The organism is Ochrobactrum sp. AN78 (assembly GCF_029909885.1).
Lineage (GTDB): Bacteria > Pseudomonadota > Alphaproteobacteria > Rhizobiales > Rhizobiaceae > Brucella > Brucella quorumnocens.
The window spans coordinates 117,227-140,417 of the sequence record NZ_JASAMU010000008.1 but is presented as its reverse complement, the minus strand read 5'-3'; the positions used below and the strand labels follow the sequence as shown (position 1 = coordinate 140,417).

Sequence of the window (23,191 nt, the reverse complement as noted above, 5' to 3'; positions counted from 1 at the left end):
TTATGCCTTTCCGAGATTTCGTGCATTGCGGTTCACCAGGAACAGCGCGGCGATGAGGCTGAGGGTGGCGACGATCATGAGGAACGTTGCCATTGCAAGGATGGACGGTTCGATATTGTCGCGAAGTCCCTCGAACATTTTCAAGGGAAGGGTTCGCTGGGCGGGGCCGGCAAGGAACAGCGTCACAACGACCTCATCAAACGAGGTCATAAAGGCAAAAAGCGCGCCAGAGATAATGCCCGGTGCAATGACCGGCACAAGAACTGTCATGAAGGCTTTGTAAGGAGACGCGCCAAGACTGGCCGCGGCGCGAAGCAGCCCCATGTCGAAGCCCTGTAGAGTGGCCGTCACGGTGATGAGCACGAACGGCGCGGACAGGACTATATGGGCGATGATAACGCCAGGCATGCTGGCGGTCAGGCCGAACTTCGCCATCAGAAAGTACATCCCGAGCCCGCTAATGACAGGCGGAACAATCATTGGCGCGATGAGAAAGCCGAGGATCGCGGTTGGCATGGGCAAGTCGCGACGGGCAAACGCATAAGCTGCAAGTGTGCCGAGAATGGTTGCGGCAACCGTCGACACCGAACCGATGATCAGGCTGTTCTTGAGTGATGAAAGCCACGGGCCATTCGCAAAAACACGCTCATACCACTGCAACGAAACACCTGGCAGCGGATAGGAGAGAAAGCTGCCCGAACTGAAGGACAGCGGGACGATAGCAATGAGTGGAACGACCAGAAACAGTATCATAGCCACGCCAAAGCCGTAGTAGAGTGTCCTTATGATCATTGCTTGACGATGATAGGGCATTGGCGACCTCACTTTAGTCCCGCAAGCTGACGCACGCCCACGGTGCGCGCGGCGAGCGCATAGACGGCAACAGTGCAAAGCAACAGCACAATCCCAAGTGCCGACGCCATGCCCCAGTTGATGGTTGTGTTGGCGAAGAAGGCGATGAAGTAGCCGAGCATCTGGTCGCGCGCGCTGGCGACCAGCGATGGCGTGATATAATAACCCGCTGTCACGATGAAGGTCAGCAACACCCCCGCTCCGACACCCGGCAACGTCATCGGCAAATAGACATTGAGAAAGCCGCGAACCGGATGAGCGCCAAGAGAGGCTGACGCCCGCATGAAATGTGGTGGTATACCCTTCATCGTGGAATAGAGAGGAAGGACCATGAAGGGTAACATCATGTGGATCATCACAATATAGAGCCCGGTGGTGTTGAAGATCAGCTCCAGGGGCTGCCGGATCAGACCAAGCCAGCCGAACAGGGAATTAACGAGCCCCTCGCGTTGAAGAAGGACAATCCAGGCCGAGGTGCGCGCCAATAGCGATGTCCAGAACGGCAACATCACGGCTATGATGAGCGCGATCGAAAGAAAGCGCGGTGCGCTCACCATCAGATTGGCAAGCGGATAGCCAAGCAGAGCGCAAACCAGAGTGACGATAGCTGCGGTCTTGAGCGTACGAAAGAGGATATCGACATAGGTTCGTTGCTCTTGGGGTGCCTGTACGACCTTACCGTTGTCATCAATGGCAAGGTCGACTGCGGCAAGCATGTAGAAAGGTGTGTAGGCTGGCGACGCGCGTTTCATCGCGTGCCAGTAGGCTGGCGCCTCCCATCTCTTGTCGATTCCGGCCAGAAAACGGCGTGCAGCACCATCTGCAGTGATATCGTCTGGCAGTGTACGCACCTTGCGAACGGTGCTGGTGAGTAGCGTTCGGTAGCCGCTCTCTTCGTAGTTCAAGCGTCGGGCAGCCTCAGCGACGAGAGTGCGCGGAGCGCCAGAAATTTCCTGCAGGAATGTGGAGAAAACCACATCCGGTGGCAATTCGGCTGGATCGCTCGCCGTCCAGCGGGACAATTCAGCCACCGTTTCTGGTAGAGCCTGCGTCAGTTCGACATTATCAATTGCCTTGTAGAGCATGATGCCGATCGGCAGCATGAATGTCAGCAGCACATAGAATAGAAGTGGCGCCACAAGCATGAGGGAAACAGCGCGACGACGTCTGTCGGATCGCCCCCATTGCCGGCGCTTTGCCTTGGTCGCGGCGGTGTCCTCATCGATCAAGGTCATCGGAATCATGCCTTCCATAAACCATGCCTCCACAAACCATGCCGGCTGGAAATCGACCGGCATGGCCTATAACACTATCCAGTTGGCTTACTGAGCAACCCAGCTGGCAAAGCGTTCTGCCAGTTCCTCACCGTGATCAATCCAGAACTCCGAGTTGAAACGCACCGCGTTTTTGAGATTGTCTGGTGCAGATGGGAGTTTTGCCAGTCGGTCCGCGGGAAGAGCTTCCATGGCTTTAACGTTGCTGACGCCGTAGGCGATATTCTTGGCAAAGGTGGTTTGCGGTTCCTTCGACATCATGAATTCGACAAAAGACGTTGATTCATCCAGGTTCGGCGTTCCCTTCATGATGGCCCAGAACTCAGTCGAGTTGATCTGTCCGTCCCAGACGATAGCGAAGTCTTTCCCTTCCTTCTGGGCATTGTCAACCCGACCGTTATATGCGGTCGTCATGACGACATCGCCTGAAGAAAGCCATTCCTGCGGCTGGGCTCCACTCTCCCACCACTGGATATGTGGCTTGAGTTGATCGAGCTTGGCGAAGGCTCTGGCCTGACCTTCTGTGGTAGCAATCACGCGATAGACTTCCGACGGCGGCACACCGTCCGCCATCAAGGCTACTTCCATGGTCAGCTTCGCAGTCTTGCGCAGACCGCGTTTGCCTGGCCACTTTTCAACGTTCCAGAAATCGGCCCAGTTCTTGGGCCCGTCCGTCAGTTTGGTTTTATCAAAGGTCAGAATGTTGGCCCAACTCAGAGCACCGACGGCGCATTCCTTGAACTGGCTAGGATCAATCTCATCTGCATGTGGCTTTTTCGACCAGTCAATATTCTCGAGAAGCCCCTGCTCGCACGCCATGGTGACTTCATCGTCCTCCATCTGCATAACGTCCCAGGTGACGTTTCCCGCGTCGACCATTGCCTTTTGCTTGGCGAGGCCGCCATTTGTTGTGTCTTCAAGCACCTTGATGCCCTTTTCCGTGGCGTAGGGCGTGAAATAGGCTTCTCGAAACGCGTCCTGAATCGCACCGCCAAAGCCAACGACAGTCAGATCGCGAGCTTGGGCGCCAGAAAGGCATGCCGCCGTTGCGATACCAGTTGCCAAAAGCATGTTGCCATATTTATGCATGTTCATGTCCCTCTCTGTTTTATGATCATTGCTCGCCCTTTGTTTTTCTTGTGACGAGGTATTTCGCTTCAGACCAGAATTTGCATCGGGTTCTGAAGAAGCGCCTTGAAACTGGACAGCCATTGCGCTCCCAAAGCGCCATCTATTGCCCGATGATCGAGCGACAGCGTCACGCGCATAACGCGGGCGTGAACGGCTTTGAGCTCTCGGGACACAACCCGTTCTTCGATCGCGCCGACTGCGAGAATTGCGGCTTGCGGTGGATTGACAATGGCGGTGAAGTCGCTGACGCCATACATGCCGAGATTGCTGATGGTGAAGGAACCGCCACGATACTCACCCGGTTTCAAGCTGCCATTGCGGGCCCTGAGTGCCAGATCGGAAATCTCATCCGAGATGACCGATAGCGATTTTTGGCCAGCGTCCTTGACCACCGGGGTGATCAACCCGCCAGCTGTCGCCACCGCAATGCAAATATCCGTTCGTTGCAGGCTGAGAAGGGCGTCCTCAGTCCAGATAACATTGCAGGCGGGAACGCGGGCGAATGCAGCCGCGGTGGCCTTGACCAGAAAGTCCGTAACCGAAAACCGCGCTTCTGCCGGACGCGTCGCATTGATCTGCTTTCGAAGTTCAAGCAGCGCATCGACAACGATTTCGGCGTTGAGATAGAAATGTGGAATCGTTTGTTTGGACGCGCTCAAACGCTGTGCAATCGTCCACCGCATAGCGGAATGCGGTATGGCAACATGCGGGATCTCCACATCGTTCGAGCGGACAACGGAGACATCTTCATTTACCACCGCTGGCTGGGCGGCAGGAGTGGTCGTAGGGGAAGACGAGCGTATCGCGGTATGGAAAGCCTCGACATCGCCGCGCAGAATACGCCCGCGCGGTCCCGTCCCATTGATGTCAGAGAGCAGGATACCCATTTCTCCTGCGAGCCTGCGCGCAAGCGGGCTGGCGAATATGCGCCGATTCAAGCTCCCGCGTGGCGTTTCCACCGACGGTGCTGCTGATGAATCGAAGCCGAACGCGTCCCGTTGAACCAGCATCGTAGAGGTGGAGGTTGTAAGCAGTTGTGCCACATTGGCTTCAGTCTCGCCTTCATCCGCGAGAATGCCGATCGGTGTCTCCACTGTTACTGTCGCGCCATCGCCGTGTATTATGCGAGCAATGCGTCCGGTTTTAGGGCTGGAGATTTCGATGACGGCCTTATCCGTCTCGATTTCGGCAAAAGCCTCACCTGAGGCAACAGCTTCTCCCTCGACCTTCAACCACCGAGCAATGGTGCCGTCGCGCGCATTGGCCACGACGGACGGCATGACGAGAAACTCAGGCATGGTGTCGCTCCGGCAGGGTTGCCAATGCAGCCGCGATTTCTTCTCGCCCGACATAGGCAGCGCGTTCGAGAACTTTGGAGATCGTCGGAGACGCTTCGCTTCCGCTGACCCGCTCGACGGGATGATCAAGCCAGTCGAACAACCGACGCTGGATTTCATCGGAAAGCCATGAACCGTAGGAGGACCCGCGCGGTCCCTGTTCGACAATCATGACGATGTTGGTTTTCTTCACGCTCTCCGCAATGGTTTCCCAATCGAGGCTGGCACGGTCGAGGCAGCGCAGGTCGATGACCTCGGCATCAAGGCCTGCCTCCTCAACGGCATCAAGCGTCGCCTGCACCATGGCGGAGTAGGTCAGTATCGTCGCGGCGGACCCGCTCCGGCGCACCGACGCTTTGCCAAAGGGAATGAAGTAATCAAGATCGCCAACCGGTGCTGGGCCCATCGTTTGATAAAGATCAACATGCTCGATCACCAGAACAGGGTCATTAGACGCCAGTGCTGTGTTCATCAGCCCGACATAGTCGAACGGCGTCGATGGCGCGACAATTCTCCAGCCCGGGGAGGTGGCGAAAATGCCTGCGGGATCCATGGAATGCTGAGAGCCATAACCTGTGCCAATTGCGATCTTCGTACGCAGCACAAGAGGGACGGCCATGTCGCCCCCAAACATATGGCGCGCCTTGCCGACCTGATTGAACACCTGATCTGCCGCAACCCACATGAAGTCGGGATACATGAACTCGACAATTGGACGATAGCGTCCATCCATCGCAAGTCCACCACCCAAGCCCAGGAAAGCGTTCTCGCTGATCGGCGTTCCGAGGATGCGATCCGGATACTTAGCCTTGAGACCACGCGTCGCGCCGTTGGTTCCCCCTTTCAAGCGGTGAATATCCTCGCCCAGAACGACGATGCCTTCATCCAGCGCCATACGCCGGTCCAGCACATCAGCAATGACGTCGACAAATTTGCGTTGTTCGATCCCGAAACTGAAGTTCGATCTCTCGACATATTGGAGGCCCGACAATTCGGATCCATCGCTACGAATTCCGACATCGCAAAAGTCCGGCTTCGGCCACAGCCCCGTCTTGATAATGCGGCGATTATCCACGTGATCTGTCAGCTCATCTGCAACATCCTGCATGATCTGTTTGCAACGCGCTCTCAACGCTTCGATACCAGTCTGATCGACAAGGCCACGCGCCATCATTTCACGTGCTACCCGATCCAACGGATCCTTCATCCGCCAGCTTGCCTCCTCCTCTTTCGTGCGATAGCCGAAGGCAGAGCCCGGGAAAGAACCGTTCTGATGGAAGTAGCGGTAAACCTCGGCCTCGATGATGGTCGGACCGTTTCCGGCGCGCATATGTGCAAGCGCCTCCTTCATAGCGAGATTGACCGCAAGCGGATCCATCCCGTCAACATGCCAGGATGGAATGGCGAAGGCCTGTCCGCGCGCCGCCAAACGCGTTTCTGCCGTTGATTCTTCAAGGCTGGTCGCGACCGCATAGCGGTTGTTTTCGATGAAGAAGCATAGCGGCAGGCGCCAGGCCGCAGAGAGGTTCATCGTCTCCAGTACCGAGCCGATATTCACCGCGCCGTCGCCAAAGTAACTTACCGCAACCGCGTCCGAGCCTGACTGCTTGTGGGCGAAGGCAGCACCTGCTGCCAGCGGCACGCCGCCGCCAACAATGGCATTGGTGCCCAGTGCACCCGCGGCCTGCCATCGCAGGTGCATGGACCCACCGCGACCACCACAGAACCCTTCGGCCAGGCCCATGATTTCGGCCAGAGAGCGGCGAAGAAGGGAACGGATTGAACTGTCAAATGCCATTGCGAAAGGCAGACCATCGGGCGCGACAAAGTTCAGAGCCTTTGCGAGAAATTGATGATGCCCCCGGTGAGAGCCGTTGATCTGATCATCTGCGCGCAGAGGCAGGATCGAGCCAACCGCACCGCCTTCTTGACCAATGGATGAATGTGCCGGGCCATGAACCAGCCCCTCATTTGCAAGTTCGAGGACTGCTTCTTCAAATGCGCGGATGAGATGAAGCGATGAGAGCATGGTTTCCAACGTGGCTGCGTCTTCCGCATCCCAATCCTTTTTGGTCGTGCCAAACTCTAGCCAGCGGGTGGAACTCGATACGGTCTTGGTTTGCGGCATTTCTTCCTCTACAGAAAAAGCTCGACCGTCACCTGCGAGCGTCTCGCAAGCGGCAGACAGCGGTCAGACATTACGCGCGATACCAGCGATTTTGATGCTCTGAACAAGCCAGAGCGGTTCCCACATTTATTCTGGTTGTGTTACTGCTAGGCTTTCATTTTCTTTGCGCGGTGTCAATTGATTGTATCCAATGAATCTAAAAATAAGGGAAAATATGCATAATATGGCTCGACAAAGACATTTTCCCGATGGACTATGCTTAGATTGGATACATTGACGCAAAGGTGAGCAAATGTCGATAACCAGCTACCGCCATCAGGACGAGGCATTTGCACGGGATAGCGGCTTACCTGGCCTGCGCGGCACGGAGCATATCGGTTTCACCGTCCCCAATCTGTTGGAAGCGGTGGATTTCTTTGTAAACGTCATCGGCTGCGAGCCATTTTACGCGCTTGGCCCTTTCTCTTCTGACGGGGATTGGATGCAGACAACTCTCAATGTGCATCCGCACGCCGTCATGAAGAAGCTACAGTTCTTACGTTGCGGGAATGGCTCCAACTTCGAGATATTTGAGTATTCTTCGCCCGACCAAAACCCGGTTCAACCGCGCAATAGCGACATCGGTGGACATCACCTTGCTTTCTATGTCGACGATATTGATACGGCAGTGCAGTATTTGCGCATGCATGATGTCCGCATTCTCGGTGAGCCTGTGGTGCGGAAAGATGGTCCGAGTGCAGGGCAAACCTGGGTTTACTTCCTGGCACCATGGGGAATGCAGCTCGAACTTGTTTCCTTCCCCAATGGCAAGGCTTATGAAAAAGGTCTGACGCGCCGTCTTTGGAGTCCGGTTGGTTCGCTTGCTGATCGCCTCTTCACCGAAGGGTAAAAGTAGTAGACGTGGGCCGAACATTGTCTGCTATATCTGGCGTCTCTGATGCACTGTCAGAGCATAGAAGGGGCGATTTTATGAATGAAACCACGTTGGGTCTTCGAGTAACGGGGGAAATTCGTCAAAAGATATTGAGCGGCGCGTTCGCGCCTGGACTGCGCATCCGTCAAGAAGAACTTGCCGCACAATTCGGCACGAGTCGTGTGCCCGTTCGCGAAGCTCTCAAACAGCTCGAAAGCGAGGGTCTCGTCGTCATCGTTCCCAATAGTGGCGTCTGGATTGCGCGTGTCGATATCAATGAGTGCGTGGAGATGTGGAAGATTCGAGAGCGCATCGAACCGCTTGCGCTTGGCGAAAGCCTGCCGCACCTGACCGATGACGATATTCGCGGCCTTGAGGAGATCTGTCACGCCATCGACGCCACAACAGATGTGGAGGAATTCCTGCGGCTTGATCGTCAATTTCATCTCGCAAGCTATCGCGCGACAGCCATGCCTACGCTCATCCCCATGATCGAGCGCATCTGGAACACCACCCAGCATTATCGGCGCGCGTACACAATGCTTTTGGGCCGGGAGCGGTTCTGGATCATTCAGTGCGAGCACGGGCTTCTGATGGAAGCGATCAAGCGAAGAGATGTCGAGGACTCAGAAAGAGCCCTTTACAGCCACATTCGCCGCACCCGCATGGAGCTTGAACGAAACCGCACGGCCTTTACTGACATTTCTTTCTAGAAAGCGGTGATGTCGGTCGATCTTGTCAGAGGCTTGTTCTGAACCGACAGCGCCCCCTGCCACATCGGCTTCGTGCCCGCTCACATCGGCATGTCGATTGCTGTTGAGGCGCATCAGGAAATGACCACCGCAGCTCGTCTGGTTGGCCGTGCGGACAGAACGAGCTTCCTCTCAGTAAACCAATTGACGCCAGGGACGCTTCGTGCAATTAATTGATGATGCATCATACAACAAACATCGGTTCTTCTCATGTATGATTATTGTCTGGTTGGCGGCGGCATTGTCGGCCTTGCCACCGCCCTTACCATTGTCCGGCAGCAACCCTCAGCCCGCATTCTCGTGCTGGAGAAGGAAGACGCCGTTGCGATGCATCAGACCGGCCACAATAGCGGTGTGATTCATGCCGGCATTTATTACCAGCCCGGCAGCTTCAAGGCAGAGCTGTGCCGCGCTGGCGAGCGCATGACGAAGCAGTTCTGTGACGAGAACAATATTGCCTATCGCGTTCCCGGCAAGCTTGTTGTTGCGACAAGTGAAGTCGAAGTGCAGCGTCTGGCCGCCCTTGAAACGAATGCGGCTGCGAACGGCATTGCTTGCCGTCGTCTCAACGGCGGTGAATTGCACGAATTCGAACCCGCTGTGACCGGGCTTGGTGCCTTGCTGGTCGAGCAGAGCGGCATTGTCGATTATCGTGCGGTCTGCCGCGCCATGGCAGATCTCATTGGGACTGCTGGTGGCGATATCGAGTTCAATGTGTTTGTAGACCGCATTGAAGAACGCAGCGACAATGTCCGGGTCCATGCGGGCGGCAAGGTATGGGAAAGCAGGCAGGTCATCGCCTGCGCGGGACTGCAGGCTGACCGCCTTGCCCGCCGATCCGGTGTCGATGTCGACTTCCAGATCGTGCCGTTTCGCGGCGAATATTATGCGTTGCGGCCTGAACTGAACAAACTTGTCGAACGCATGATTTATCCGGTCCCGGACCCTTCGATGCCGTTTCTCGGCATTCATCTGACGCCGATGATCGACGGCAGCCTGACCGTCGGACCCAATGCCGTTCTGGGCTTGTCGCGCGAAGGCTATCCAAAATTCTCGGCCAATTTGCGTGATATGGCGACCTATGCGGCCTTTCCGGGCTTCTGGAAAGCGATCACCGCCCATCTTTCGTCCGGCCTGGAAGAGATGAAGGACAGCCTGTTCAAGAAGAGCTATCTGGAAAAGTGCCGGAAATATTGCCCATCCCTGCAGGAGAGCGACCTTGTGCCCTACCGGGCGGGGATAAGAGCACAGGCCGTTTCGAGTGACGGCAAGCTTATTCACGACTTCAAGTTCCACCAGACAAAACGTGTGCTGCATGTGTGCAATGCGCCGTCTCCCGCGGCCACGTCGGCGATACCTATCGGAAATCTGATCTTACAACGCTTGCAAACAGGTAATTGAGTACGTCATGACCAATCCTCACTACCGCGACACCAAACTGTTCATCGATGGAAAATGGGTGGAAGGCGAAGGCGGCCCGCCCATCGCCGTGCTCAATCCGGTCAATAATGAAACCATCGGAACGGTTGGCGTCGCCTCGAAAGCTCAGCTTGAAGCCGCAGCCCTTGCCGCTGAACGCGGCTTTAACATCTGGCGCGATATGAGCGTCTTCGAACGCTCGAATATTTTGCGTAAAGCCGCCACGTTGCTTCGCGAGCGCGCCGGGGACGCTGCGCGTCTGCTGACTCTCGAACAGGGCAAACCGCTGGCCGAAGCGCTCGCGGAAATCAACGTCTCGGCCGATATTTTCGACTGGTTTGCTGAAGAAGCCAGACGGGCTTACGGTCGTATCATTCCGGCGCGGGACCGTTTTGTGCGCCAGACAGTGTTCAAGGCCCCGATCGGACCGGTGGCTGCGTTCACACCGTGGAACTTTCCTGTATCGCAGACGGCGCGCAAGCTGGGTGCGGCACTCGCCGCCGGTTGCTCGCTCGTCGTCAAGCCTTCGGAAGACACCCCCGCCTCGCCAACCGTTCTGGCCGAAGTACTGCATGAGGCCGGACTGCCGGCAGGCGTCGTCAACTTCGTCTATGGCGTGCCAGCCGACATATCGCGCTATCTGATCGCGCATCCGGCTATCCGCAAAGTCTCGTTTACAGGGTCGGTCCCGGTCGGAAAGCACCTCGCCTCGCTGGCAGGTGCGCATATGAAGCCCGCCACGATGGAACTTGGCGGTCATGCACCGGTTCTGGTCTTTGGCGATGCCGACATCGCGGCAGCGGCAACCACGATGGGCCGCTCGAAATACCGCAACGCTGGACAGGTCTGCGTCTCTCCGACCCGTTTCCTGATCGAGGACAAGGCTGTCGATCAGTTTGTCGATGTGTTTCTTCAGGAAGTCGGGAGCGTCAAGGTAGGCTCCGGTCTCGACGTCGACAGCACCATGGGGCCGCTGGTTTCACAGCGACGCGTGGAAGCCATTGAAGCGCTCGTGGCTGATGCTCGAGATAAGGGCGCGCATGTTGCCGCCGGTGGCAAGCGCATCGGCAATTCCGGCAATTTCTACGAACCAACGGTTCTGACGAATATCACGCGCGATATGAACATCATGAATGATGAACCTTTTGGCCCAGTGGCATTGATCATTCCGTTCTCTGACGCGGAAGAAGCCTTCAGCGAAGCCAATCGTCTGCCATTCGGCCTTGCTTCCTATGCGTTTACGCAATCGGCAACACGGATTGCCGAACTGGAACGCCGCCTCGAGGTCGGTATGCTGACCATCAATCACCTTGGTCTGGCGCTTCCGGAAGTCCCATTTGGTGGCGTCAAGGACAGCGGCTACGGTTCCGAAGGTGGCAGCGAAGCCATCGAACCCTATCTCACAACCAAATTCGTCACGGAACGACATACGGTGTAATCTGCACGGATCAAGCAGGCTTGATAAAGCGGCACTCCAACGGAGTGCCGTTGCTTTTTTGCGCGGTCATTCGCTCAAACAACAATCCCCACATTGCAACCAGCAATGCGGGGATCTTCGCTTTAGTCTATCCCTGCGTTACGCGCGTAGGCTCGCCGTTCTTTCGAGATCGATCTTGAATGTGCCAGGCTCCTCATCATTGGAGACCAAAGCAACGCGATAGATTTTTTCGGCAGCTTTAGGCGACAACCAGCCACGGTTCGCGGTGGCAAGCACGCGCTTTGGATCGCGTTTCAGCGGATCGCCGTAACCGCCGCCGCCCGACGCTGTAAAAGCAATCTTCGCACCGTCCTCAATGACGACTTCCGCAAAGGCCGGCAGAGTTTCTTCCCTGCCCTCGCCGACAATCTTGACCGTCTCCGAAGCCTTGCCCGTACCGCCACCCAACACGCCGCGTGGCGGGAAGGTCGTGCCATCAGCAGCGTAGACAATTGTCATATCATGGTCGAGTGGGTAGAAAACGCCGCCGACTGTCGGCGCGCCTTCAAACTCACCATAACCCTGCGAATCCTGGACAACACCGCGCCGCTCGATAATGATGGGATACATCGATTCATCAACCTCGACAGAGTCCAGCTGGATCAAACCAGCATTTGCTGGACCGCAATAGGTCAGCCAGCCATCATGGCCATGCAAGGCCCCACCACCGGCATATCCGACGAAGACCTGATTAACATAGCCTTTGCCATCCTTGTACGGGTCCTGACCTGAAATAACCCCAACCCCTGCCGGAAGATGAGAGCCGCCTTCCGCTTGACCATATGGCGCGCCCATCTGGGAGAACACTGCATTGCCGGCAATCATCAACCGGTCATTGACGTTGGTTGTGGCGACAGAAGTTCCCACCGGATATTTGGGCTTTCCGATTGCAGACCCTTCTCGCAACAACACCTTGATCTGCGCCTTGGCCCCCTCATTATGCGGGACGCTTTCATCAAGATTGTTGAACACACCAATACGGCATGATCCGGTCGCCGTGTTCTCCGACAAATTCAGGCCGCCTGGAACGCAATCGATATTGTCTCGCGCATCAACGACAATTTCACCTTTTTCAGGATCGACGTGGATGGTCAGTTTGACAGGAATACCTTCGTCGGCAACGCCGGGCACCGGGTCGTGGCGAACTTCATAACTGTAATGACCAGCGGGAAGCTTCGCAATGGCGGCCTTGGCGCATCGCGCCCCATAGTCGAACCAGTCTTCCACGAAGTCCATCACCGTTCCCGGCGAATAACGTTCCAGCAATTCGTGAATTCGACGCTCACCAGTGCGACAAGCGCCAATCTGTGCACGCACATCGCCAAGCCACATTTCAGGAACGCGATTGCGCATCGAGCCGATGCGAAGAATATCCGCCTTTTCCTTGTAGTTTTCGGCAATCCGCACGCAGGGCCAGTGCATTCCCTCTTCAAAGATGCTCTTCGCGAATGGCAGATAGGTCGATGGTGTCGGCGCTCCGGTATCAGCATGGTGTGACAGCGCCATCATCCAGAATAGCGGTTGACCCTGATAGAAAACCGGCATCGCCACGATCAGGTCGGCATGGTGCGTACCGCCCGTAAATGGGCAATTGTTGAAAAAGATATCTCCCGGCTTGATATCATCAAAGAGTTTGGTGATCGGGCGTGTCGCCAGATCCATCGACATAACGTGGATCGGCAGGGCATCTTCGACCGATACCAGCCGGTGGTCGTAAGTCAGGATAGCGCAGGAAAAGTCGCGCGCGTTCTTGATAACAGCCGACCGGCTCGCGCGCATGACGACAAGCGTCATCTCGCGCACCACCGCCTCGAAACGGCTTTTGAGAACGGACATAAGAAACGGATCCACACGACGGGCCGCACCCGTATCCGATATTTTTGTGCTCATATTCATCACTGAACCTTTCTGATCAGGCTACCTGGACAACAAGGTTGCCATATGTATCCACGGTGGCATCGTGCCCCTTCTTCAGGTAGGCGGTAAAGGTTTCGGCATCGACGATGCACGGACCTGCAAGTTGCGCGCCAGCGCCAAGTCCCGCCAGCTCGTAAACCGGCAGTTTCTCTTTCGCCTTGATTTCGTGGCTGTAAACATTGCGGAAGCCCTTTGGCTGTACTGCGCCGTTCTGACTGTGCAGCGTATGGCTGAGCCAAATGTCCTGTCCCGTACGTTTACCAATCGCACGTAGCTTCCAGGCTGTGAACTCCACGACGTCACCCTCCGCACGAATGGAATAGATGCGTTCATGCATCTTGTGGAAGGCTTCAACAAATTCCGCAAGTTGGGACTGCGTGACTTGGCCATTTTCAGGCGTGAACGGAACTTCAATTTCGAAGGATTGATACTCGTATCGTCCCATGAAACTGAATTCGAAACGCCGGTTTTCAGGAGTAACGCCTGCCTCATCTAGGAACCCGTCGCCGGACTGCCTTAGTCGCGACAGGATCGCGTTGACACCTTCTGGGTCAAATCGTTCGCTTGAAGTCAAAAGCACGCCGGTATCCTCGCGACGGATATCCGAGATCAGACCGCCAAAAGCCGACAGGCCAGCCATGAAGCGGGGGATCATATAGCGTTTGAGGCCGAGAATATCGGCCATTTCCGCGATATGGATAGCTGTTGCGCCGCCACCGCAAACGAAGAAACTGTCACGCGGATTAATTCCCTCGCGCACGGTAATTTCTTCAATAGCGGCCACCATGTTGTGGTTGGAGGTCGTGTAGATGGCATAGGCGGCTTCTTCATTGGAAACCCCCAATTCGCCAGCAACCTTTGACAAAGCCTGCTCGGCCAAGTCCTGCCGCAACTGCATTTTGCCGCCCAGAAAATAGTCTGGATCGACAATCCCCAAAACGACATTGGCGTCGGTAACCGTCGGCAGCTCACCACCCTTGTTGTAGCAGGCAGGGCCCGGGCGCGCGCCTGCACTATGCGGCCCGACATGCAAGAGACCGCCAGCATCCACTGATGCGATAGACCCACCGCCCGCACCGACAGAACGTACGTCAACCTTGGGAATGCCAAGACTGTCATGATGGATCATGCTGTCAGGCGTAACGATGATCTGGTGGTTGCGCAAAGCGGAAACATCGAATGTCGTACCACCCATGTCGCCGACGATAATGTCGGGTTCGTCGGAAAGCGCAAGGGCGGCCATTGGAGCAAGGGTTGGACCTGACATGACCGAGTAAATCGGCTTTCGGATCATTTCTGCAACCGGCATCATACCGCCCACGCAATTGGCCAGCAGCAATTCACCACCGAAATTGGTTTGGTCGAGTGCAAGGCGTAACTTTTCGATATAGCGCTTGACGATGGGGTTGATCGAAGCATCGATCGCAGCAGCGATGATGCGCTTATATTCGCGCGGCATCGGATTGATTTCATGGCTGAGCGTGATAGCTACGCCTGGCAGTTTCTCTTCGAGTATCTGGCGTATTTCCAGTTCGTGCTCCGGGTTAACCACGGACCACAGCAAGCCTACGGCAATCGCTTCAACACCGAGTTTCTTGAAGTCTTCCGCCGCCTTTACAACGTCATCGCGATTGAGCGCTGTGACCACGCGTCCACGCGCGTCAATGCGTTCACTGACGGTGCGCGTCAGGTGACGGGGCACATAGGCTTCGGGATAATCCAGCCGCCACTGAAAGGCGCCCTTGCGCGGGCCTTCGCGCAGAACCAGCACATCCTGATGGCCTTCGGTGACAAGCAGTCCAACCTTGACGGTCTTGCGCTCCACCAAGGCGTTGGTCGACACGGTCGAACCGTGAACGATAAGGTCGACCTGCTTGAAGAAGGCATCCGGGGTGAGATCATATCCTTCGGCGGCAATATGGAGGACATTGATAAACCCCTTCTCAAACTCGCCCGGTGTCGTCGGCGATTTGAAGATCGAGATTTCACCTTTTTCGTTCGAAACAAGGCAGTCGGTGAAGGTACCACCAATATCGATGCAAACCTGATATGTCATTGGATCCTCAAGATATCTCTTTTGGGGTCGATAAATGAACGGCAAAGCCGCCCGTAATACGAATACGAAAGCTCTGGACTAGCGCTGCGTCTGCATCTGCACGACGACAAGGGAAGTGATGATGATGAGGCCGAGGAATATCTGCTGGAGATAACCATCGACCTGAATGAGGTTCATGCCGTTGGAAAGAACCGTGATAAAAAGCGCTCCGATCAAAGCCGCGGTCACGCCGCCCTCGCCACCGGTCAGGCGCACACCCCCAACGACTGCTGCCGCAATGGATTCCAGGGTGAGATTTCCACCAAGATTGGGTTCGCCAGAGCCTGTGCGTGCCGTCAGCATGATTGCTCCAATGGCCGTCAGCACTCCACAAATGGTGTAGGCCAGAATGACCGCAGGCGCCGTTCGTATGCCAGCCGCCCGCGCAGCCTTGGGGTTCGCGCCGATAATATAGAGGCTACGACCGAATTTGGTGGCGGTCAGGACAAAGCCGAGCACAATGAAGATCAATGCAAGCACCCATATAGGCGCGAACAGACCAAGAAACTTTCCTTGCGAGAGCACGGCGTTAAAGACTGGAGGCAGGCCCGTGAGCGGGAAACCACCGCTGACAGTTGAGGCCAGGGCAAGGATGATATTGGCCATACCCAGCGTCACCACCAATGCGTTGAGCTGGAACCCGGCAATCAATACGCCATTCGTCAAACCGATTGCCGCCCCGGTCAGGAGTGCTGCGCCCATTCCAAGCAATACGGAGGTACCGTCCCCGCCATTGACCATCACCATGGCGGAAACCACGCTGATCAACGAAATATTGCAGCCCAGTGAAAGGTCGAAACCGCGTGTGAGAATGACGAAGGTTTGCGCCATGGCGAAGATCGCAAGGAAACTCGCCTGCACAATGATGTTCTGTATATTGCCCAGCGACCAGACGCGGGGTTCCACCAAGCCGAACAACAGCAAGGTGGCGAGGATTGCGAGAGGCAGAACCAGGCTGGTGACGCGGTGCGAAATCGACAGGGATCTTTTGATGACTGGCCGGGAAGTCGTGCTGTCGGACATGGTCATTTCCTCACCTGAAGCAAACGTTCAAACCCCAAAGCGACGATCAACACCGCGCCAAGCATCAATGTCTGAAATTTACTGTCTATTTGAAGCAAGTTCATCGCGTTGCCGATAACGGTGAGAAAAAGTGCGGCTAGAACGACAAGTTCCGCTCGCCCCACTCCACCACGCAACGACACGCCTCCAATAACTGCAGCGGCGATTGTTTCCATAGCCAGCGTGCTGCCGATTGTGGCCTGCCCTGAACCAAGCCTTGCCGTCATCAGAAAGCCGGTCAGGGCCGCCAGAACGCTTGCAAGCACATATGTTGATACAATCACACGCTTGACCTTGATGCCGGAAAGAAGTGCTGAACGGGGATTGCTGCCAATCGCATAAATATGACGTCCGAAAGCAGTATGACGCTGCATCACAACACAGAGGAGGGCGACGGTAGTAACGATGATCATGATCACTGGTATGTTCATGATCTGATTTCGACCGACGCCTTTGATATACCCGTCGAACACGCCGTAAACGGGAATGCCTTGGGTGAAATAGAGAGCAACGCCCATGATGATGGAGGTCACCGCCAGCGTCACCATGAAGGGCGAAATGTTAAAGGTCGCAACAAGAGCACCATTGATAAGCCCCACCAGTCCACCAAGTGCAAGGACAGCCAATAATGCGAGCAATGTTACGTAGAGCTCCATTCCCGGGAACATGGGTCCCACGACAAGCATGATCGTTGCTGTAACCAATGTCCCCCCCGCCACGACAGCTCCAACCGAGAGGTCGAAGCCGCCGATTGTCATAACCAGCATCTGCGCGAGAGCAGGCAGGGCCAGAAATGAGAAGTTTCTCATGACATTGATCAGATTGAGCCGGTTCAAAAAGCTCGGCGCTATCAGCGAAGTAATGATCAGTGACAAGGCCAGGAACGTAAGCACGATACCGCCGCTGGCGATAAAGCGCTGGAGAAAATGCGGCCCGCTATGAGGGGCAGTTTGTCGGGCGAGCGTGTCCGTCATGCTATCAATTCCTTCCCGGCGCTTTCCCCAAAATAGTGAGACAAAACGCTCGCTTCGGATTTTTCATTTTCCTGGATTTCCGCCATGATCCGACCTTCATGCATGACGTAAATGCGTGTCGACAGATTGATCAACTCAGGCAATTCCGAAGTGGAGACAATAACGCAAGCACCGCCCTCGACGAGACGCTTGATGTATCGGTAGACATCGGCCTTGGCGCCCACATCGATCCCCACAGTGGGCTCATCAAAAATATAGATGTCGAAATCCTTCATCAAACCGCGCGCCAGCATGATTTTCTGCTGGTTGCCGCCCGAGAATGCACGGGCGCGCCTGTCTGGATCGAAGGGGCTAAGCGCCAGTTCCTTCAGCGGACCAGCGACGACTGACGCTTCTTTCCTGTGTTTGAAGAAGGGGCCAATGGAAAGACTGGGCAGGTTTAAACCCGCCATGGTCACATTCTCACGGGCGGGCCGGATCAAAGCCAGTCCCTCCTCGCCACGGTCGGCAGGGAAATAGCAAAGATGGTTGTTCAGCATGACCGGAGGCGTCGGACGCTCGACGAGCTTGCCATGAAGTTCGATGCGTCCTGACGATATCGTCTCAAGACCAAAGATGGCGCGACACAATTCTGAACGCCCGCAACCAACCAAACCAGCAAGGCCAACAACCTCACCCGCTCGTGCATAAATGCTGGCATCGACGACAGCATCGCTTTCAACCGAAAGCCTGTCGATCATCAGAGCAACTTCGGTCGGACTGGTCTTGATCTTTGGAAACAGTTCCGAGACCGGACGCCCGATCATCATCTCGATCAGACCTTCGTCACTGATCTCCCCGGTGTTCACAGTGCCGATATACTTACCGCCGCGCAGAACTGTCACGCGATCAGAGAGATTGCGCAGTTCCGCCATGCGATGGGATACGTAGATGATACCGACACCCTTGTCTTTCAATCGCCTTATGGTGCGGAACAGCTTTTCCGCCTCACCATCAGTTAGCGATGCTGTCGGCTCATCAAGGATAAGAATTTTGGGTTCAAGTCGAAGGGCTTTGGCAATCTCGATCATTTGTCGCTGAGCGCGCGAAAGATGTCCGACCAGTGCATCGAGCGGGACATGAAACTCCAGTTCATCCAGCAATTGCTGTGCTTCGGCTCGCATGGCCGCTTTTTTGAGGAAAAGCCTGCCACTCTTTTCGCGTGCCAAAAACAGATTTTCCAGTACCGTCAAATCCGGAACAAGGCTGAACTCCTGAAACACCGACGCGATGCCAAGCGCACGTGCAAGTGCCGGGTTCATTTTGTTGTAGGTCTTTCCGTTCACCGTCAGCTCTCCTGCCGAAGGCTCGAAAGTTCCAACAATCAAATTGATGAGCGTAGACTTACCCGCACCATTTTCACCCAGAAGCGCATGGACCTCGCCGGGCTTCAGGTGCAGCTCAACGTTGCTCAACGCGGCAATGTTGCGGAAATTCTTTGACAGCCCTTTGATGTGAAGCATGTTCATTCCCGATCAATGATCCCCGCCCGGCCACTTTCGAGGCCAGACGACGTCGCATTGTTGAAAGGCGAAACTGCCTGAAAACGCAGCCTATTTGGCGTTGACCGAGAAAACGGGACGCGTGTTGGCTGGGGCGAAGATCTGCGTGGTATCGAAGCTGTCGATATTATCCTTGGTGACAATACCAGGAGAAACGAGCAGCACTTTCTCGTGCGGTTTCTTTTCAAGGGCACGAACAGCGAGATCAACGCCAATACGACCCATCATGACCGGATATTCAGTCGCAAAGGCAACAACTTTTCCGCTCTTGACCGCATCCAGCATCGTCTGATTTTCATAGGAAGAAACGATCATCACATCGTCACGCCCGGCATCTTCCACCGCGCCAATTGCAGCTTCCGCGGTTGGGGCGCCACCCCAGATGACGTTCATATCGGGATAGGTCTGCAACGCATCTTCTACCAGACGTAGCTGCGCTGGAACGCTGGCCTCACCAAACTGCTCCGCCAACAATTTGATATTGCCCACTTTGACGGAGTCCCGGAAGCCGCTCATATAGGTTTCCGCCCATCCCGAACCCTGAGGTCCGGGAAATCCGACTGCTTTTCCTTGCTTGTCGCCAAGAAGCTTCTTGGCATATTCGCCGGTCTGATAGCCCTTCTGATAGAAATCTGGTGTGACGCGGGCAGTGATCGGCGTGTCGAGAATGGGATTCGCCACAGCGATATTAACGATGCCCTTGTTCATGCCTTCGGTGATCTTCGCAGCGACGCCCGCTTCCGAGATTGGCGAAATAAGAATGGCATCCGCGCCGGCCGCGACGCAATCGTCATATTGCGAGATTTGCTTGGGAAGTGATGTGTAGCCGCCAGCTTGATAGATCGTCAGATTGACGCCCAGACGCTTGGCCTCCTCTACCATGCCGTAATTGACCGATACCCAGTAGCCATCCTGAATATGAGGATAGAGAACGCAAAGGTTCCAGGGCTTTTCAGCCTTCTCAAGCGGCGTGTATTCAATTTCAGAGGCCGACTTCGGATCACCGTCCTTTGCGGACTGTATCTTGAAGGGCCACCATTTTGCGGATCCATCTGCAGCAAATGCGGTTGCCGAAAACGAGACCGTCAGCGCCAGTATGGACGCGCCAATAGCATATTTCAGATTCATATCGAGACGAGCTCCCATTTTGCCCTCTGCGGTTGATTTTGTGAGGCGATTTTGCCTTCTTTAATTCGTTAACGCTTATATAGAATGCCCAAGCTGTCAATGCGATTGGATACATTGCTCTTATTTTTTTCGCTTTTGCGTCGTTTATTTTACTTATGAGCGCAAAATGTATCCAATCACGTTTTAATGCATGATGCCAGCGGGGGATTAAAGCCCGGTGCGCTCATTCGGATTTTTGCCTTTAAGAGCGGCCGATTGCGGTCAGCGTCTCATCCAACGACGTCTTCGTTGCCGCGACGACATCATCGACTTGCGCAGGCGTGATGATCATGGGCGGGCAAAACGCAATCGCATCCGCCATGTTGCGCGTAATGACGCCATTGCCGAACATCGCCGCATTGGCGAGAGCGCCCAGCGTGCCGACTTTCTCGTGCGGCGCCTTGGTTGCCTTGTCGCCGACCAGTTCAAGCGCAGCAATGAGACCAACACCGCGAACTTCGCCAACCAGCGGATGATCGGCCAACTCGCGCAGACGCTTTTGCATATAGGCACCGGTTTCACGCGCATTGGTGACAAGATCGCGCTCTTGGATGATCTTGAGATTTTCAACGGCAACGGCGGCTGCCACCGGATGACCCGACCCCGTATAGCCGTGACCGAATACACCAAGGCGTGCGCTTTCATCCGCCACCGGCTGGTAGACGCGGTCATTGAACATGAAGGCCGAGATTGGCAAATAGGATGACGAAATCTGCTTCGACAGCGTCATGATATCCGGCTTCATGTTGAAGGTCTGTGAACCGAACATATTGCCGGTACGACCAAAACCGCAGATCACTTCGTCGGCGATCAGCAGAATATCGTATTTCTGCAGGACGGCCTGGATCTTTTCCCAGTAACCTTCCGGTGGAACGACAACACCCCCTGCCCCCATCACCGGCTCGCCGATGAAGGCTGCAACCGTTTCTGGACCTTCGGCGAGGATCATGTCTTCCAGATCCCCGGCTAGACGCGTGGTGAATTCATCGACCGTCTCACCCGGCAGCGCATCACGGTAATAATGCGGGCAGGTCGTATGCAAAAAACCCGGCAGCGGCAGATTAAAAGAGGTGTGATTGACTGGCAGGCCCGTGGCGCTGGCCGATGCAATCGTCACGCCGTGATAGCCACGTTTGCGACCGATGATCTTGGTGCGCTGCGGCTGGCCCATGGCGTTGGCACGGAACCACAGCATTTTGATGATGGTGTCGTTGGCTTCCGAGCCGGAATTTGTGAAATAGACTTTGCTCATCGGAACCGGCGCGATGCTGATCAGCTTTTCGGCCAATTCGATGACCGGCGGATGCGACCGGTGCGTGAAAGTGTGCGAATAAGGCAGCTTCAACATCTGCTTGTGTGCAGCATCCGCCAGACGTTTTTCGGAAAAACCGACGCCGACACTCCACAGACCCGCCATCGCCTCGATGTAACGCCTGCCATTATTGTCTTCAACGTAGATGCCATCCCCCTTTTCGATCACCACCGGGCCGATTTCTTCGTGCCGGCGCGCATTGGTATTCGAATGGAAATGATAGGCAATATCACGTGCTTCAACGGAATTAGGCTGTCTCGTCATGTAATTCCCCTTTCAAAGCCGGTGGACCGGCTGTTACGGCTCTTATTTGCAGGTGAGGCCATGACAGCGAAGCTTACGCTGTGGCCACACGAAATCGTGGAGGCTGATCGTCCGTTGCAAATAAGCTATAGATAACTGTACTTCCGTGCAACATATTTGATGCATCAAACTACAAATATGCTAAAAGAGGCTATTGGATGGTAGTGGAGAGCGCGCGCATGCACAAAATTGCTGAACTGCAGACCCTCGTGCACGAGAACCTAGGCGATGTCGTTTATCGCAAACTCTCGGAGGCCTTAATGCGGGGCAAGTTTGCCCCCGGCACGCGGCTGACGATTCGCGAGCTGGCGGCTTCGCTCGGCACATCGGTCACGCCGGTTCGCGATGCACTGCTTCGGCTCATTCAGGACAATGCCCTTATCCAGAAAACACCGCGCGATGTGCGCGTGCCCATCCTGACGCCGGAACGCTATTGCGAGATACGCGATATTCGGGTTCGACTGGAAGGACTGGCGGTCAGCCGCGCCGCCGTTGCAGCGACACCAGAAGACATCGCCCGGCTCTGGGCCATTATCAACGACAATGAGATCGCCATTGCGGAACAACGCTGGGAAGATGCTCTAGAGTGCAATCAGATTTTCCACTCGGCTTTTGCGGAAATTGCAGGGATGCCATCGCTGATTACAATCCTTGGAACCCTCTGGCTGCAGATGGGTCCATTGATAGCAGGCATATACGAGTATGGTGGCCGTGATATGATTGAAGACCACTATATCGTCGTCAAAGCAATCGAAGCCCGTGATGCAGATGCCGCCGAGGCGGCGCTCGCCAAAGACATCCTGGATGCCAGCGAGCTTATTCTCGAAAGGATTGCGGCCCTTTTGCGCGAATAGGCTCGCGCTTTGTCATGACTGTGAATCGCCAGCCACGCGCAAGGTGACCGACGTCCATCGTTGAGGAGAAATTTCTGAAGCACAACCTGTCTTCAACGCTTGATCGCTAGAACGCCCGGACAGTTCATCTGGACGTTAAGGGGTGCGTGTTTTAGACCCCGCACATTTGCTGACCATTTCAAGCAGTGGTGGAGACGCGAACAGTTTATTCAAAACCCGCCCGACCACCTACACAGCGCTTTAATCCCAGGCGGGCTTCAAGATCCACCATATGTTAGCCGATCGCGAACGGCGGACATCCAGTCGAATCTCAGCGGCACCGAGCGCGCGGGCTTCGACCGCTGCCTTTTTGGCAGCGCACTTCAGAACGGGCCAGTAGAAGGCCGAGAATGTCGTCCTCCTGGGGCAATTGCTGGCAACTTCTCCCAGCACAGAAAATCTTCGTACCCATCAGCTTTTGACCACTCCCATTTCATGTGGAATGGAAACCTGTTGTAGTTGATTGTGGTCAGCTGACGATGTCAAAAATCTTACTGTCGTGACGCCGACCGAAACGTCGACAATGATTTTGATTTGCGCTGATGACCCACGACAAACGGATACGTCACGCAAATTGTGGCTCGTCGTGTCTCTGCATAGCCGGACATCCCCGCAACTCTTGAATACAGCGTAAACTGGGATTG

17 protein-coding genes are annotated in these 23,191 nt (G+C 55.4%); 5 read left to right on the top strand and 12 right to left on the bottom strand.

The annotated features are described in order from the left end of the window. From QBD00_RS16060 to QBD00_RS16040, 5 genes are all read right to left on the bottom strand, one after another. Positions 1–813, bottom strand: coding sequence for an ABC transporter permease (locus QBD00_RS16060; protein ID WP_318285404.1), 813 nt, complete (start codon positions 811–813; stop codon positions 1–3). 8 nt (positions 814–821) lie between these two features. Then, the gene (locus tag QBD00_RS16055) at positions 822–2,105 is read right to left on the bottom strand and encodes an ABC transporter permease (protein WP_235901875.1); all 1,284 of its coding nucleotides are present in this window, start codon (positions 2,103–2,105) and stop codon (positions 822–824) included. A gap of 69 nt (positions 2,106–2,174) precedes the next feature. Then, positions 2,175–3,221: an ABC transporter substrate-binding protein gene (locus QBD00_RS16050; protein ID WP_318285403.1), complete on the bottom strand. Its 1,047-nt coding sequence runs from the start codon at positions 3,219–3,221 to the stop codon at positions 2,175–2,177. Positions 3,222–3,283: 62 nt separating this feature from the next. Beyond that, positions 3,284–4,555, bottom strand: a complete 1,272-nt coding sequence (locus tag QBD00_RS16045; RefSeq protein ID WP_318580024.1) for a 2-oxo acid dehydrogenase subunit E2 — start codon at positions 4,553–4,555, stop codon at positions 3,284–3,286. Beyond that, the gene (locus QBD00_RS16040; RefSeq protein WP_318580023.1) at positions 4,548–6,722 is read right to left on the bottom strand and encodes a thiamine pyrophosphate-dependent enzyme; all 2,175 of its coding nucleotides are present in this window, start codon (positions 6,720–6,722) and stop codon (positions 4,548–4,550) included. Before QBD00_RS16040 ends, QBD00_RS16045 begins: the two co-directional genes overlap by 8 nt. Positions 6,723–7,014: 292 nt before the next feature. Between QBD00_RS16040 and QBD00_RS16035 the strand changes: the two genes are divergently transcribed. The 4 genes from QBD00_RS16035 (at position 7,015) to QBD00_RS16020 (ending at position 11,244) form a co-directional block, all read left to right on the top strand. Further along, a complete protein-coding gene (locus tag QBD00_RS16035) occupies positions 7,015–7,611 on the top strand; it encodes a VOC family protein (RefSeq protein WP_151093867.1) in 597 nt (198 codons plus the stop codon). A gap of 80 nt (positions 7,612–7,691) precedes the next feature. Next, positions 7,692–8,348 (top strand): GntR family transcriptional regulator, encoded by a 657-nt coding sequence (locus QBD00_RS16030; RefSeq protein WP_151093869.1) that lies wholly within the window; start codon positions 7,692–7,694, stop codon positions 8,346–8,348. 249 nt (positions 8,349–8,597) lie between these two features. After that, a complete protein-coding gene (lhgO, locus tag QBD00_RS16025) occupies positions 8,598–9,788 on the top strand; it encodes an L-2-hydroxyglutarate oxidase (protein WP_151093871.1) in 1,191 nt (396 codons plus the stop codon). A gap of 7 nt (positions 9,789–9,795) precedes the next feature. Beyond that, entirely contained in the window at positions 9,796–11,244 is a 1,449-nt protein-coding gene (locus QBD00_RS16020; RefSeq protein WP_318580022.1) for an NAD-dependent succinate-semialdehyde dehydrogenase, read from the top strand. A gap of 138 nt (positions 11,245–11,382) precedes the next feature. Here the strand turns inward: QBD00_RS16020 and QBD00_RS16015 are convergent, their stop codons facing one another. The 7 genes from QBD00_RS16015 to QBD00_RS15985 all read right to left on the bottom strand — a co-directional run bounded on the left by QBD00_RS16015 (position 11,383) and on the right by QBD00_RS15985 (position 21,615). Next, positions 11,383–13,179 carry a hydantoinase B/oxoprolinase family protein gene (locus QBD00_RS16015; RefSeq protein WP_318580021.1) on the bottom strand — a complete coding sequence of 599 codons (1,797 nt, stop codon included), beginning with the start codon at positions 13,177–13,179 and terminating at the stop codon, positions 11,383–11,385. 16 nt (positions 13,180–13,195) lie between these two features. Next, positions 13,196–15,256 (bottom strand): hydantoinase/oxoprolinase family protein, encoded by a 2,061-nt coding sequence (locus QBD00_RS16010; RefSeq protein ID WP_151093877.1) that lies wholly within the window; start codon positions 15,254–15,256, stop codon positions 13,196–13,198. Between the two features lie 78 nt (positions 15,257–15,334). After that, a complete protein-coding gene (locus QBD00_RS16005; protein ID WP_151093879.1) occupies positions 15,335–16,318 on the bottom strand; it encodes an ABC transporter permease in 984 nt (327 codons plus the stop codon). A gap of 2 nt (positions 16,319–16,320) precedes the next feature. Continuing rightward, positions 16,321–17,331 carry an ABC transporter permease gene (locus QBD00_RS16000; protein ID WP_318580020.1) on the bottom strand — a complete coding sequence of 337 codons (1,011 nt, stop codon included), beginning with the start codon at positions 17,329–17,331 and terminating at the stop codon, positions 16,321–16,323. Then, positions 17,328–18,833, bottom strand: a complete 1,506-nt coding sequence (locus tag QBD00_RS15995) for a sugar ABC transporter ATP-binding protein (protein ID WP_151093883.1) — start codon at positions 18,831–18,833, stop codon at positions 17,328–17,330. The genes QBD00_RS16000 and QBD00_RS15995 overlap by 4 nt, the downstream gene beginning before the upstream one ends. 90 nt (positions 18,834–18,923) lie before the next feature. After that, a complete protein-coding gene (gene torT / locus QBD00_RS15990) occupies positions 18,924–20,000 on the bottom strand; it encodes a TMAO reductase system periplasmic protein TorT (protein ID WP_151094038.1) in 1,077 nt (358 codons plus the stop codon). 241 nt (positions 20,001–20,241) lie between these two features. Continuing rightward, positions 20,242–21,615 carry an aspartate aminotransferase family protein gene (locus QBD00_RS15985; RefSeq protein ID WP_151093885.1) on the bottom strand — a complete coding sequence of 458 codons (1,374 nt, stop codon included), beginning with the start codon at positions 21,613–21,615 and terminating at the stop codon, positions 20,242–20,244. 218 nt (positions 21,616–21,833) lie between these two features. Here QBD00_RS15985 and QBD00_RS15980 point away from each other — a divergent pair, with 218 nt between their 5' ends. Then, positions 21,834–22,508 (top strand): GntR family transcriptional regulator, encoded by a 675-nt coding sequence (locus QBD00_RS15980; RefSeq protein WP_151093887.1) that lies wholly within the window; start codon positions 21,834–21,836, stop codon positions 22,506–22,508. Positions 22,509–23,191 lie beyond the last annotated feature (683 nt).

Coding starts and splice junctions, on each gene's coding strand:
- QBD00_RS16060 (WP_318285404.1), bottom strand. CDS start 813: ATGCCCTATCATCGTCAAGCAATGATCATAAGGACACTCTACTACGGC.
- QBD00_RS16055 (WP_235901875.1), bottom strand. CDS start 2,105: ATGGAAGGCATGATTCCGATGACCTTGATCGATGAGGACACCGCCGCG.
- QBD00_RS16050 (WP_318285403.1), bottom strand. CDS start 3,221: ATGAACATGCATAAATATGGCAACATGCTTTTGGCAACTGGTATCGCA.
- QBD00_RS16045 (WP_318580024.1), bottom strand. CDS start 4,555: ATGCCTGAGTTTCTCGTCATGCCGTCCGTCGTGGCCAATGCGCGCGAC.
- QBD00_RS16040 (WP_318580023.1), bottom strand. CDS start 6,722: ATGCCGCAAACCAAGACCGTATCGAGTTCCACCCGCTGGCTAGAGTTT.
- QBD00_RS16035 (WP_151093867.1), top strand. CDS start 7,015: ATGTCGATAACCAGCTACCGCCATCAGGACGAGGCATTTGCACGGGAT.
- QBD00_RS16030 (WP_151093869.1), top strand. CDS start 7,692: ATGAATGAAACCACGTTGGGTCTTCGAGTAACGGGGGAAATTCGTCAA.
- lhgO (WP_151093871.1), top strand. CDS start 8,598: ATGTATGATTATTGTCTGGTTGGCGGCGGCATTGTCGGCCTTGCCACC.
- QBD00_RS16020 (WP_318580022.1), top strand. CDS start 9,796: ATGACCAATCCTCACTACCGCGACACCAAACTGTTCATCGATGGAAAA.
- QBD00_RS16015 (WP_318580021.1), bottom strand. CDS start 13,179: ATGAATATGAGCACAAAAATATCGGATACGGGTGCGGCCCGTCGTGTG.
- QBD00_RS16010 (WP_151093877.1), bottom strand. CDS start 15,256: ATGACATATCAGGTTTGCATCGATATTGGTGGTACCTTCACCGACTGC.
- QBD00_RS16005 (WP_151093879.1), bottom strand. CDS start 16,318: ATGTCCGACAGCACGACTTCCCGGCCAGTCATCAAAAGATCCCTGTCG.
- QBD00_RS16000 (WP_318580020.1), bottom strand. CDS start 17,331: ATGACGGACACGCTCGCCCGACAAACTGCCCCTCATAGCGGGCCGCAT.
- QBD00_RS15995 (WP_151093883.1), bottom strand. CDS start 18,833: ATGCTTCACATCAAAGGGCTGTCAAAGAATTTCCGCAACATTGCCGCG.
- torT (WP_151094038.1), bottom strand. CDS start 20,000: ATGAATCTGAAATATGCTATTGGCGCGTCCATACTGGCGCTGACGGTC.
- QBD00_RS15985 (WP_151093885.1), bottom strand. CDS start 21,615: ATGACGAGACAGCCTAATTCCGTTGAAGCACGTGATATTGCCTATCAT.
- QBD00_RS15980 (WP_151093887.1), top strand. CDS start 21,834: ATGCACAAAATTGCTGAACTGCAGACCCTCGTGCACGAGAACCTAGGC.